11 protein-coding genes are annotated in these 12,491 nt (G+C 70.8%); 6 read left to right on the top strand and 5 right to left on the bottom strand.

Features of this window, described 5'->3' with window-relative positions; translation table 11 throughout:
- Window positions 1-176 precede the first annotated feature (176 nt).
- Window positions 177-560 (top strand): hypothetical protein, encoded by a 384-nt coding sequence (locus AOZ06_RS22235; protein WP_054291169.1) that lies wholly within the window; start codon window positions 177-179, stop codon window positions 558-560.
- Here the strand turns inward: AOZ06_RS22235 and AOZ06_RS57910 are convergent, their stop codons facing one another.
- Complete coding sequence (locus AOZ06_RS57910) at window positions 561-1,586, bottom strand: M23 family metallopeptidase (RefSeq protein ID WP_169798961.1); 1,026 nt, start codon at window positions 1,584-1,586, stop codon at window positions 561-563.
- Window positions 1,587-1,958: 372 nt separating this feature from the next.
- Here AOZ06_RS57910 and AOZ06_RS22225 point away from each other — a divergent pair, with 372 nt between their 5' ends.
- The 4 genes from AOZ06_RS22225 to AOZ06_RS56505 all read left to right on the top strand — a co-directional run bounded on the left by AOZ06_RS22225 (window position 1,959) and on the right by AOZ06_RS56505 (window position 4,986).
- Window positions 1,959-2,843, top strand: a complete 885-nt coding sequence (locus AOZ06_RS22225) for a helix-turn-helix domain-containing protein (protein WP_054291167.1) — start codon at window positions 1,959-1,961, stop codon at window positions 2,841-2,843.
- Window positions 2,844-3,076: 233 nt separating this feature from the next.
- Window positions 3,077-3,949 (top strand): DMT family protein, encoded by an 873-nt coding sequence (locus AOZ06_RS22220; protein WP_054291166.1) that lies wholly within the window; start codon window positions 3,077-3,079, stop codon window positions 3,947-3,949.
- 334 nt (window positions 3,950-4,283) lie between these two features.
- Window positions 4,284-4,622, top strand: a complete 339-nt coding sequence (locus tag AOZ06_RS58965; RefSeq protein ID WP_054291165.1) for a transposase — start codon at window positions 4,284-4,286, stop codon at window positions 4,620-4,622.
- 154 nt (window positions 4,623-4,776) lie between these two features.
- Window positions 4,777-4,986: a hypothetical protein gene (locus AOZ06_RS56505; protein WP_157233159.1), complete on the top strand. Its 210-nt coding sequence runs from the start codon at window positions 4,777-4,779 to the stop codon at window positions 4,984-4,986.
- Between the two features lie 88 nt (window positions 4,987-5,074).
- Here the strand turns inward: AOZ06_RS56505 and atzF are convergent, their stop codons facing one another.
- From atzF to AOZ06_RS22195, 4 genes are read right to left on the bottom strand one after another with little or no spacing between them, the layout of a single operon-like run.
- Window positions 5,075-6,739 (bottom strand): allophanate hydrolase, encoded by a 1,665-nt coding sequence (gene atzF, locus AOZ06_RS22210; protein WP_218922034.1) that lies wholly within the window; start codon window positions 6,737-6,739, stop codon window positions 5,075-5,077.
- A complete protein-coding gene (uca, locus tag AOZ06_RS22205) occupies window positions 6,736-10,290 on the bottom strand; it encodes an urea carboxylase (RefSeq protein WP_054291164.1) in 3,555 nt (1,184 codons plus the stop codon). Before uca ends, atzF begins: the two co-directional genes overlap by 4 nt.
- Window positions 10,287-10,916 (bottom strand): urea amidolyase associated protein UAAP2, encoded by a 630-nt coding sequence (locus tag AOZ06_RS22200; protein WP_054291163.1) that lies wholly within the window; start codon window positions 10,914-10,916, stop codon window positions 10,287-10,289. The genes uca and AOZ06_RS22200 overlap by 4 nt, the downstream gene beginning before the upstream one ends.
- Window positions 10,913-11,743, bottom strand: coding sequence for an urea amidolyase associated protein UAAP1 (locus AOZ06_RS22195; RefSeq protein WP_054291162.1), 831 nt, complete (start codon window positions 11,741-11,743; stop codon window positions 10,913-10,915). Before AOZ06_RS22195 ends, AOZ06_RS22200 begins: the two co-directional genes overlap by 4 nt.
- Window positions 11,744-11,828: 85 nt before the next feature.
- Here AOZ06_RS22195 and AOZ06_RS22190 point away from each other — a divergent pair, with 85 nt between their 5' ends.
- Window positions 11,829-12,482, top strand: coding sequence for a TetR/AcrR family transcriptional regulator (locus tag AOZ06_RS22190; protein WP_054291161.1), 654 nt, complete (start codon window positions 11,829-11,831; stop codon window positions 12,480-12,482).
- The last annotated feature ends 9 nt before the right edge of the window (window positions 12,483-12,491 follow it).

The raw sequence follows: 12,491 nt of genomic DNA, 5'->3' as shown, positions 1-12,491 counted from the left end.
ACGCTTGATCGCATCAGGGACAGCGCACGGGCAGCAGAGCTGCTGGATGCCGTGTTCGACTTCGATCTCACCCGTGACGAGCACGGTGAGCCCGTCGGGCTGGCGGCGGGTGGCGAGCTCGTGGCGGTCGCCGGGGACGGCAGTGGCGGCACGTTCTTCGTCTGCGATGGCGGCCTGTGCTGTACGCCAGTTCGGAAGGCACCGCCGGCGTGCTCGGCAACACGCTCGCCGAGGCGATCCAGGTCATGATCGCGATCCCCGCCTGGTATGACGTGGCTGGGCAAGCACCTGTTCCCGACGCCATGCGGGCGGCGTTCGAGCCGTCGGAGGCCGTGCTGAAGGACGAGTCCGAGCCGGCCATCGACGCCCACCGCGCCGAGATCAGCACGCTGCTGGGACTGGGCCTGCTGTCGGCCGAGGACGCGCTCGTCCGGTTGCGGGACAGCCTGGCGCCGGACCACGGGCTGATCGGTGCGGGCGTCCACGACCCCCTGTGCCAAGCTGCCTTCCGGGCGAGGGGCGCCCGGAAGGCAGCTTGGGCTGTTCGGCGCAACCGGTGATCAGGCGCAGGCCGGGGCGACCGGTCCGCTCGATCCGGTGTCCAGGAACCCGTCGCTGATCCACCCGCCGGTGTTCAGCTTGTTCCACAGGTCCGTCGCACCCCAGACGCCTTCCACCGTCTCACCACGTGCGGTGCAGGAAATCTGGACCACGGTGCCGGTGTCGGCGGTGCCGGTCACGTCGTAGCTCAGGCCAGGGCCGGAGCGGATGTTGACCGACGGGTTGTCGCCGCCGTTCACCGTCCCGGTAGGCAGCGACGGCGTTCCACCGCCGCCGTAGTTCGTGACACGCCCGCCCACGTTGACCCGCACGCCGTTGCGCAGCGCGTAACCGCCGTAGGCCGACGAACCCTCATAGAAGGTCCAGCCGCCGATGGTCTGGTTGTTCACGCTGACGTGCGTGTTGCCGCGCAGCAGGGACAAGTGCACGTGCGCACCTGAACTCGAGCCGCCGCAGGGCAGTTCGTTGCCGATGTGGCCCAAGTAGGTGCCGGTCTGCACGTTGGAGCCGTCGGCGAGTGTCGTCAGGTCGTACATGTGGTAGTAGGTCGTGCTGTAGCCGTTGGGGTGCACGACTTTCACGAGCGCGCTGCGACCACGGACGCAGCTCTTGTACACCTTGCCCGGGCCGGCCGACAGCACGCGGCCGTCGCCGCCGTTGAAGTCGATCGAGCTGAACGGGCGGCTGTTGCCGCTGTTGCCGTGCGGGCCGCCGCCCATCCACCACGCGACGCCTTGCGGCCACGGCAGTCCGAGTCCGGTGTCGGCTGCCAGCGCACCGCGCTGCTGGCGGGACTGGAGGTTGTTCGCGAACAGCTCCTTCTCGCTGTCGCTGACCACTTCGCGCGGGGCTTTCCCGGCCAGCTCGACGAAACCGGGCGTGCCTTCCAGTTCGACGCGCCACTTGCGGCCGAGGTTCTGGGCGACGAACAGCGAGCTCCGCGGCGCCTCGTGCTCGTGCGACGCCACGGGAACGGTGGTGGATCCGAAGGCCCAGTTGCCATGCGTGCGGCTGGTCTCGACCACCGGTGACGCACCGTGCTCGGAAACCGTGACGCCACGCACCTGGTCGGCGAGGCTTGACGGCGCGGCAGACGCTGGTTGTGGTAGGACTAACGCCCCTAAAGTGACCACGACCATAGCTCTGACCAGAAACATGTGTCCTCCAACAGGGATTGGGACACCAGCAGGGGATTGACCGGTCAGCACGAAAGAAATACCCACCGGTCGGATGGCGTCAAGCGGCTCGGCGTTCGCGCACGCAGTCGTTGAACACCCGCGGCAAAACTGTGAATGGCCGTGACCAGCGACGTGGTCGCGCGTTGAGTGGACAGCGGGCCGAAGTCTGTGTTCGTTCACAGAATCGGCCGCCCGAGCCGGAACGGAGGAGTGCGAGCCGTGCCAGAGAAGTTCCATTCCGCGCTCAGGGCCGCGATCGAGGACAGCGGGCTGACGCTCGACCGGCTGCGCCACCGGCTGGCGCAGCGCGGCATCCAGGTCAGCGTGACCAGCCTGAGCTACTGGCAGCAGGGCCGCAGCAGACCCGAGCGGGCCGACTCGCTGCGTGCCGTGCACGCCATCGAGGGCATCCTCGGCATGCCGCGGCATTCCCTCGTCGCCCTGCTCGGCCCGCCGCGCCCGCGTGGCCGCTGGACCAAACGGGACAGAGACTACGACGGCATCCTCGGCCCGTCGGACGCGCTGGCCGAGGCGATCATGCCGATGCTCGGCCCGTCGGACTCGAAGCTGGGTGTCCTCAGCCAGGAGGACAGCTGCGTCGTCGGCGCCGACCGCACGATCCACTCCGTACAGACGCGGCTGGTCGTCGAGGCGACCGCGGACGGGCCGGACCGGTACCTCGCGGTGTACTGCGCCGAACCGGAGACGGACTCCGCGGACATCGCGGTGCGGGCGCTCGCGAACTGCCGCCTCGGGCGCGTCCGGCGGCACGCCGGTGCCGCCGTGATCGCGGCGGAGCTGCTGTTCGACCGCCGCCTGCGCGTCGGGGAGACCCAGTTCTTCGACTACGCGGTGACGGTGTCCGCGCCGCCGGTCAGCTACGACTACCGCCGCGGCTTCCGCTACCCGGCCGATTTCTACCTGTTGCGGGTCCAGTTCGCCGACGGCGCCGTGCCCGCCCGCGTCCACGGCTTCGCCCAGCTGAAGCCGCACGCCGAGACCCACGTCAGCGACGAGCTGATCGTGACGTCGGGGCGCTGGGTGCACCGGGCCGAACGCGGCGTCAAACCGGGGATGATCGGTGTCGCCTGGGAGTGGGACTGATCACCGGGCGTGACCGCCCGACTCCGGCGAGACCAGGGGAACCCTGATTTTTCCCTGAGCGGTGCCGGTGATCACGCCAAAACACCGTTGTCACGATCGTCGTGGAGATACCCTCGAAGGGTGAGCGTCCCGGTGACCCGACGTCACCGACTTGCCTGGACTCTCTGCACGTCCGACCGTGGACGCTGGATGACACCCGTCACGTCGGGCGAACTGAGATTGGGCGACTGCTTGTGACGAACCTGCTGATCGCGATCACGCTGTGCGTGGCCGTGTCGATCGCGTACGCGGTCGCCGCGCTCATCCAGGCCAGGTTCGCCCACCTCACGGTCGCGCAGCTGGTCCGGGTGCCCGTGCTGTGGCTGGCGATCGGCCTGAACGCGCTCGGCGCCGCGTTGCACGTCGCGTCACTGAACTTCGGCCCGTTGTCGCTGATCCAGCCGCTCGGCGCGCTCACGCTGGTCATCGCCGTGCCGCTGGCGGCGCTGACGGCGAAACGGCGGCCGACCAGGCTGGAGATGACCGGGATGACCTACACGGTCGTCGGCCTGACCGGTCTCGCGCTGATCATCACGACCACGGGCAAGGCCGACACCCTGACCAGCGGCGAGCTCATCTGGCTGGTCGTCGCGACGGTCGTCGTCGTGGCCGGGCTGGCGCTGCTGGGACGGCGCCCCGGTGCGTCGACGTTATGGGAGGCCATCGCGGGCGGTATCGCGTTCAGCGTGTGCTCCGCCCTGTGCCAGACCATCGTCGTGACCGTGGGCGACGGCGGGGCGGGCGTGCTGCTGCGTCCCATCACGATCTTCGCCGCGATCGCCGTCGGCACGTTCGCGATCGTCGCGACCATCCTCACCCAGCGTTCCTACCGCGACGGCCTCAGCGCGCCGCTGGCCGTGACCAACCTCGTGAACCCGGCCAGCGCGACCATCATCGGGGTCGTCCTGCTCGGCGAGACGCTCGCGACCACCGGCGTGGAGATCGCCCTCGCCGTGATCTGCGGTTTCCTCTGCTGCCTCGGGGTGGCCCAGTTGGCCCGCGCACGGGATGCCGCGCCCACTGCCGCCCCGGCCCCGCCCCTGGAAGACGCCCCCGCGGGCGTCTAGCTCGAGATTTGACCTTCGGGCGGTGTCAGCCTGCCCTTGTTGATCATGGGTGCGGCCCGTGGTTGATCATTCCTTCTTGCGACAGCTGGAAGATCGACCAGAGGGCAGCCGAAACGGGCCGATGCGTTGTTCGAACTCTGTGACGCGGTGTTGTACTCGGACAGCCCGGTCCGCTCCGGTTGCGGCCCGCGCTGACCAGCGTGCCGGTGGCGTGTGCGGCGGACGGCAGGCTGGTGCTGGTGGTCGATGTCACTTCCTGGTTGCGCCGGAGGCACACGCCGGTCCACGCCGGATCCTGTGTCACACCTACGGTCGGGGCAAGGACACGCACATCATGGTGCCGGGCTGGCCCTACTCGGTGATCGTCGCCGTGGAACCAGGACGCCACTCATCGACCGCGCCGCTGGACGTGGTCCGGCTCGCCCCGGGTGACGACGCCGCCACGGTGACCGCGACACAGGTCCACGACGTGGTCGACCGGCTGACCCGCGCAGGGCACAGGCGGCCGGGTGATCCGGGCATCCTGCCGGTCGCCGACGCCGGTTACGACGGCCCGCGTCTGGCGCATGTGCTGGCCGACCTGCCAGTCACGGAGCTGGTGCGGATGCGCTCGGGCCGGGTGTTGCGCCGTCCGCACCCGCGCGGCCTCACCGCCGACTTGCGCCGTCCCTGAGAGAAACCCGTGGCAGCACACCGGATGTCACCCGCCCGAGTCCGCGGAGGATTCGGAACCTCCGCCCACACACCGCATGTCCGGCCGGTGTCCCGAAACCCACCCGACCAGGCCCTGGCCGCCCACCCGGGATCCCCGACCAGCGTCCCGCCCCATGACGTCCACATCGCCACCAGCACTGACAAGCGAAAACCAGCACTGGCAGGAAGAAACCGTCCAACAACCCACGACCTCGCCGAACAGGTCAAAACTCAAGCTGGCCCGGTCACCCGCCGCTGACCACTGTCTTTCGGCGTTCTTCCGGATCTGGGCAAGAAAGCCGCAAGCGCGCACTGGCATCGTTGCCGGACAGCAAGACCAGTGACGCGTGTCCGGCCGAGATCCCCAGAACCTCAGGCTTATGGGCACGTCGGGGTGGTGTGTGCTCCAACAGCCCCGGAGCACACGCCATCTCACCCTTCCGCGAGCCAGGCCGGCCAGCTGCCGTGGGCGGTGATGTCCTCGCCCGAGGCCGCGGTGACCGGGTCACATTGGAAGCCCAGGACTTCCTCGCCCGTGTCCAAGCGGACACGGCCCAGTGACATCGGCATCGGCAGGGCGGCGAGGAACCGGCCCAATCCCGCCACGGGCAGCAGCCATCGTTCACCGCGCAGGCTGGCGCCGTCGCTGGAACGCACCACGCCGGGCTTGGCCGGTTCGGTCGGCAACGCGACCATCCGGTACTCCGGCGCGGTGGCGATCTCGCTGTCGAACCGGGCGCCCAGGCTGGTCAGCTGGTGGTTCAACGGCTGACCACGCAGGTGCGCGCCGAACACCGCGAGCGCGACCGAGGGAGCGAACGGCTCGGGCGCGGGCTCGCCCGTCAGCAGTGCGGCGATGTCGATCGCGATCTGGTCGTCGAAGGCACGGGTGATCACGCTGAGCCCGAACGGACTGCCGTCCGCCTGGCCCGCCGGGACCGCGACCGCGGCGAAGTCCAGCAGGTTCACGAAGTTCGTGTACGTGCCGAGCCCGCTGTTCACGCCGACCGGATCCGCGGCGACGTCGGCGAGCGCGGGATGCCCGGTCGTGGTGGGCAGCAGCAGCGCGTCGAACCCGGCGAGCACCTCCAGGGCGGCCGACCGCATCGCCGCCAGCCGCGCCTGGTCGGCGGCCAGCTCATGCGCGGGCAGCTCACCGGACGCGAGGATGATCCCGGCCACGGTCGGGTCGACGTCGCCGCGGTGTGCCGCGATGAACTCACCGACGGCGGCGTACCGCTCCGCCACGAGCGCGCCGTCGTAGAGCAGTCCCGCCGCGTCCAGGAACACCGATATGTCCACTTCGGACACCTTTGCTCCCTTGGCGCGCAGGACTTCGGCGCCCGCGTGGAACGCGTCACGCCCCTCCGGCGACAAGGGCGCCAGCCCGTCCGGCGTGGGCACCGCCACCACCGGCTGCGGCCCGGCGGCCAGCCGGACCGTCGCCGGCCAGTCGCGGCTGCCGGGATCGGCGCTGTCCGGCCCGGCCAGTACCGCGAAAACCCGTTGGGCGAGCGCGAGATCCTCGGTGAAGACGCTGACACTGTCGTACGGTCGGGCCGCCGGGACGACACCCGTGTTCGGCAGGAGCCCGACCGTGGGCTTGAGACCGACGACGCCGTGCACAGCGGCCGGGACGCGGCCCGAACCCGCGGTGTCCGTGCCCAGCGCGAAGTCGACGATCCCGAGCGCGACGGCGACAGCCGAGCCGGAACTGGAGCCACCGGAGATCCGGTCCGGCCGGAAGGCGTTGCGCACGGCGCCGTACGGGCTGCGGGTGCCGACCAGGCCCGTGGCGAACTGGTCCATGTTCGTCTTGCCCAGCACGACCGCGCCCGCCTCGGTCAGGCGCCGCACGACCGTGGCGCTTTCCACGGGCGTGTACGCGTACGCCGGGCAGGCCGCGGTGGTGGGCAGGCCCGCGACGTCGATGTTGTCCTTGACCGCGCAGACCAGCCCGGACAGCGGCAGGTCCGGCCGGACCCCGGCCGCCTCGGCGAGGACCTCGTCCTCGTCGCGCAGCGTGATCCACACCTCCGGCCGGTCGGTCATGGCGATGCTGCGGTACGCGGCCCGCACCCGCTCGACGGCACTCACGCCGGCCCCAGAACAGCCACCGCCGTACCGGGCGCGACCTGCGTCCCCGGTTGCACCAACAGATCGACCACCACGCCCGCGGCGGGCGCCACCAGTTGTGTTTCCGTCTTCATCGCCTCCAGCGCCACCAATGGTTGTGCCTTGTCCACGCGGTCACCGGGCCGCACGTCGACCCGCCAGACCGTCGCCGCGAACGGCGCCTCCACCACCCGGCCGCCGGGTGGTGCCGTGACCTTCGTGGTGTCGGCGATCGCGGGTTCCGGTTCGGGTTTCGGGTCGAACTCCCCCGCCGCCGCCCACGCCTGCCGCTCGGCCTCGAACGCGACCGACTGCCGTGCGCGGAACTCGGCGATCGAGTCGGCGTTGCCCGCCAGGAACCGCCCGTAGTCGGCGAGCGCGAACTCGCCGTCGGTGATGTCGAGTTCGAGTTGCCCGGCGGCGGTCGCCGCGCGCAGGTCCAGCAGTTCCTCCGCGGACACCGGGTACCAGGAGATGCGGTCGAAGAACCGCAGCAGCCACGGCGATCCCGGCTCGAACGAGCCGCGCTGCTGCCAGCCGCTCCACACCTGCACGGTCCGGCCGACGAACTGGTAGCCGCCGGGCCCTTCCATGCCGTAGATGCACAGGTACGCGCCGCCGATACCGACCGAGTTCTCCGCGGTCCACGTCCGCGCCGGGTTGTACTTCGTGGTGACCAGGCGGTGCCGCGGGTCCAGCGGTGTCGCCACCGGGGCACCGAGGTACACGTCACCGAGGCCCAGCACCAGGTATTCGGCGTCGAAGACCGTCCGGTACACGTCGTCCACACTGGACAGGCCGTTGATCCTGCGGATGAACTCGATGTTCCACGGGCACCACGGCGCGTCGTCGCGGACACCGGCCATGTACCGCTGGATCGCCTCACGGGTCGCGGGGTCGTCCCACGACAGCGGCAGCCGCACGGTCCGGCTGGGCACCACCAGGTCGCCGGTCGCGGGCAGTTCCTGCTCCAGCTCACGGACCAGGCCGAGGGTCTTGGCCACCGACAGCTGGTCGGGGTCGGTGTGCACCTGCAGCGACCGGATGCCGGGCGTGATGTCCACGATGCCGGGCACGTCGGCCGCGGCGAGCCGCTCGGCCAGCGCGTGCACCCGCATCCGCAGCGCCAGGTCGAGCTTCATCGGCCCGTACTCGACCAGCAGGTTGTCGTCGCCGCTGCGCCGGTAGGTCACCTCAGGACGGTCCGGAGTGGACTCCAGCCGGTCGAGCACTCCCCCGTCGGCCAGCGCGACGGGCGTGAGCCTGCTGACCGGCGCGCGGCGCAACTCGGCGGCCTGTTCGGCGTCGACGGGGACGAACCGGACGGTGTCGCCGGGCCGCAACTGCCCGAGCTTCCACCGCTGCCCGGTGACCACCGTGGCCGGGCAGACGAACCCGCCCAGGCTGGGGCCGTCCGGGCCGAGCAGGATCGGCAGGTCGCCGGTGTAGTCCACGGAACCGACCGAGTACGGGGTGTCGTGGATGTTGGACGGGTGCAGCCCGGCCTCGCCGCCGTCCTCGCGTGCCCAGCCCGGCCGTGGGCCGACCAGCCGCACGCCGGTGCGAGCGGAGTTGAAGTGCACGCGCCAGGTCGCGGCGTAGAACGCGTCGATGTCCCCGGGCGTGAAGAACTCGGGCGCCGCGTGCGGGCCTTCCAGCGCACCGATCTCCCACTGCTCGGTGAACACCGGGCGCTGCGCCTCGGGGACCTCGCCGCCGGGGAGGATCTCCGGCTCGGTGCCGGCGGTGAGCACGTCACCGGTGGCCAGCGCCCGGCCGCCGTGGCCGCCGAACTTGCCGAGCGTGAACGTGGCCTTGCTGCCCAGGAACGCGGGCACGTCCAGCCCGCCGCGGATCAGGACGTACGTGCGCAGGCCGAGGCTGCTCGGGCCGATGTCGAGCTCGCCGCCCGCCGGAACGGTCACCGGCGTCCACAGCGGGACGGGTGTGCCGTCGACGGTGACCTCGGCGGGCGCGCCCGTGACGCAGACGACCGTGTCGTGGCTGAACCTCAGCGCCGGTCCGTCCACAGTGCACTCAAGGCCGGCCGCGCCTTCCTCGTTGCCGAGGGCGAGGTTGCCCAGCCGCAGCGACAGGTCGTCCATCGGGCCGCTGGGTGGCACGCCGACGTGCCAGTACCCGGTGCGCCCCGGCCATTCCTGGACGGTGGTCGAGGTCCCGCCGCGCAGCACGTCGATCCGCCGGTCCACGTCATCGACGGTGTCGAGAGTCGCGGTGTCGTGCCGTGCTTCCCGGAAGTCGGGGTGCTCGGCCGCCGCGCGCAACTGGCCCAGGTTCGTGCGAATACCGTCGACGCGGGTTTCGGCGAGGGCGTCACCGAGCCGGTCGAGCGCGTCCTCACGGCTGTTCCCGGTGACGATCACCTTGGCCAGCAGCGGGTCGTAATGGGTGGTCACGGTCGATCCAGCTTCCACCCACGTGTCCACGCGGACACCGGCGGGGAAGTGCACGCCGGTCAGCAATCCGGCGCTCGGCCGGTGTCCCTCGTCGGGGTCCTCGGCGTAGACACGGGCTTCGACGGCGTGCCCGCGCGGCGTCAGGACACCGCTGAACATCGCCGTGTCCCCGTCGGCCAGCCGGAGCATCCACGCCACGAGGTCGATCCCGTACACCGCCTCAGTCACCGGGTGCTCGACTTGCAGGCGCGTGTTCACCTCCAGGAACGCTTCCTGGCGGCGGTCCGGGTCGTAGACGAACTCGACCGTGCCCGCGGAGCGGTACCGGACCGACTCGCCCAGCGCGACCGCGGCCGCGACCAACCGGCGCGACACGTCGTCCGGCAGATCCGGGGCCGGGCACTCCTCGACGACTTTCTGGTTGCGCCGCTGCAAGGTGCAGTCACGGGTGCCGAGCGCCAGCACGTGGCCCGCGCCGTCGCCGAAGATCTGCACTTCGACGTGCCGCGCCCGTTCCACCAGCCGCTCGAGGAAAACCCCTGACGTGGCGAAGCTCTTGGCCGCGATGCTCTGCACCGAGTCCCACGCCGCCCGCAGGGCCGCCGGGTCGTGGCAGGCGCGCATGCCGATACCGCCACCGCCGCCGGTGGCCTTGAGCATCACCGGGTAGCCGATCAGGTCGGCCGCGTCCAGCGCTTCGTCCACAGTCGCCAGCAACCCGGTCCCGGGCAGCAGCGGCACACCGGCCGCGATCGCCTTCTCCCGCGCGGTGTGTTTGCTGCCGAACACGTCCAGGTGGTCCGGTGACGGCCCCACGAACGCGATGCCCGCCTTCTCCACGGCACGGGCGAAGGCCGCGTCCTCGGAAAGGAAACCGTAACCGGGGTGGATCGCGTCCGCGCCGGTGTCCAGCGCGGCCTGGACGACCGCGCCCGCGTCGAGGTAGCTCTCGCGGGCGGCGGCCGGGCCGAGCCGTACGGCCTGGTCGGCCATGCGCACGTGCGGTGCGGTGCGGTCGGCGTCGGAGTAGACCGCGACGGTCGGGACGCCCAGTCCACGGGCGCTGCGCAGGACCCGGGTGGCGATCTCGCCGCGATTGGCGACAAGCAGTCTCACCCGGCACCGCCGCCGGTGACGACCATCCGCACCGGGGTCGGGTCGAAACCGTTGCAGGGGTTGTTGATCTGCGGGCAGTTCGACACGATGACCAGCGTGTCGGTCTCCGCCCGCAGCTGGACTTCCAGTCCGGGCGCGGAGATGCCGTCGACGATGCCCAGCGTGCCGTCCTCCTCGACGGGCACGTTCATGTACCAGTTGACGTTGCTGACGAGGTCGCGCTTGCCCAGTCCCCAGCGAGCGCCCTCGGTCAGGAAGTTCTCCACGCACGCGTGCTGGTGACGCGTGTGCTGGCCGTAGCGCAGGGTGTTGGATTCCTTGCTGCACGCGCCGCCGAGCGTGTCGTGCCTGCCGCACGTGTCGGCGACGACGGTCAGCAGCGGCGCGCCTTCCTGGGTACGCAGGACGCTTCCGGTGGTGAGGAAGATGTTGCGCTGCGCGGCGATCGTGACCGCGGCGCTGTAGCGCTTGCTGGTGTCGCCGGCGTCGTAGGCCAGGAAGTCGACCGCCTGGTTGCCGCCGAGGTCGATGATGCTCAGCACCTGACCGGTCTTGACCACCGTCGAGAACGGGGCGCGGGCCGCGACCTCGGTGTCCAGCACGACGTCATTCTGCACGGTGGTCACGCGATCCCCCTGGCGGTGAGGTAGTCGGCGGTGTTCTCGAAGGCCCTGCGCCCCTCGGGGCTGGCGTTCCACTCCGGGCTGTCCGGCGTGGTCGGCTGCGCGCGCCAGGCGAGCACCTGCAGCGGGGTCACGGTGTAGGCGGGGCGCGGGTCGATCGGATGCGGCACGTTGGCGATGAGCACGATCACCGGCATCTCGGCACGCAGGACCACCGACTTGCCCGCACCGGCCGAACCGGTGAACGTCAGAACGCCGCTGTCCTGCACGCGTACGCCTTGGAACAGCGAGATGCTCGGCGGGATGTCGCGTGGTTCGAGGCCGTGCTTGGCCGCGGCCAGGGTGAACAGCCCCAGTCCCGCGGGCGACCCGCCCTGCGGGCTGCCGTCGCCGTAGCGTTCGGCGTTGCCCGACACAGTGGACGTGCCGCACAGCGCGTCGTGGTGGCCGGATTCGTCGGTCACGATCGTGGCGAGCACACGGGCCTGATCCGACAACAGGCCCATGGCCGGCTTCATGTAGGCGTTCCACTGCACCTTGACCGTGTCGGCGACGTTCAGCCGCTCCCACGGGGCGTCGGCGTTGTACACGAGCACGTGGGCGCAGGCGTCGCCGCGCAGGTCGGTCAGCCGCAGCTCGGTGCCGCGGGCGAGGACCTTGTGCGTGTAGCCACCCCCGGCGACGGTTTCCGCCCACACCAGCTGCTCGGCCGCCACCCCCTCGGGCGGTTCAGGCCAGTTCGCCGCCGGAATCGTCGGCATCGTCTCGACGACAGTGCCGTCCTGGGCACGCGCGTGGTCGCGCGCGCCGTAGGTGGTTGCCGTGGTCACGGCGGGGCTCCTTCCGTAGTGGGGGCAGGGCCTGTGCTAATTTCTATCGCCTGATCGAAATTAGGTCAACAGGAGTGCGTACGGCGTGAGCGGCGGAGTGGGACGGCCACGGGCCAGCGGGGCCACAGCGAGCAGTCAGGACGCGAAACGAGCGGTCCTGGAGGCGGCGGCCGAGCTGTTCACCACCACCGGGTACGCCGCGACCACCACCCGTGCGATCGCCGAGCGGGCCGGTCTGCGCCAAGCCTCGCTGTACTACCACTTCCCCGCCAAGGAGGACATCCTCTGCGCGCTGCTGGCCGAGACCGTGCACCCGTCGCTCGAAGTGGCGCGCACGCTCATCGACGCACGGGCGGATGTCGGTGTACGGCTGTGGGCACTGACCTATTCGGACGCCCGGTTGCTGGGAACGGCACGGCACAACCTCGGCGTGCTGTACCTGCTGCCCGAGATCGCCTCACCGGGCCTCGCCTTGTTCCGCGCCGAGCGCGCCGGGCTGAAGGCCGCGTACGGCAAGCTGATCGAACGGATCCCCGACGACGCCCCGGCCGCCACGCGCACAGATCTGGTCTTCGGCTTGGTGGAGAGCATCGCGGTCATGCGCCGCGACGAACCGGACCGGGACATCGAGGCCCATTCCCGTCACTGCGCCGACGGCGTCCTGCGCCTGGCCGGTCACCCGCGCCTGGCCGACGAGCAACGCTCGGCCGCCCTCTCGCTGCTGGACACCCCCGGATAGCCGAACGGC

The organism is Kibdelosporangium phytohabitans (genome assembly GCF_001302585.1).
In the GTDB taxonomy this organism is placed as follows: Bacteria; Actinomycetota; Actinomycetes; order Mycobacteriales; family Pseudonocardiaceae; genus Kibdelosporangium; species Kibdelosporangium phytohabitans.
The sequence above is the reverse complement of the archived record's forward strand: the minus strand, read 5'-3'. Positions and strand labels throughout refer to the sequence as shown.

Bases quoted from the DNA above. Each gene is read 5' to 3' on its own strand.
- AOZ06_RS58965 (WP_054291165.1), top strand. From the start codon at position 4,284: ATGGTGCCGGGCTGGCCCTACTCGGTGATCGTCGCCGTGGAACCAGGA.
- AOZ06_RS56505 (WP_157233159.1), top strand. From the start codon at position 4,777: ATGACGTCCACATCGCCACCAGCACTGACAAGCGAAAACCAGCACTGG.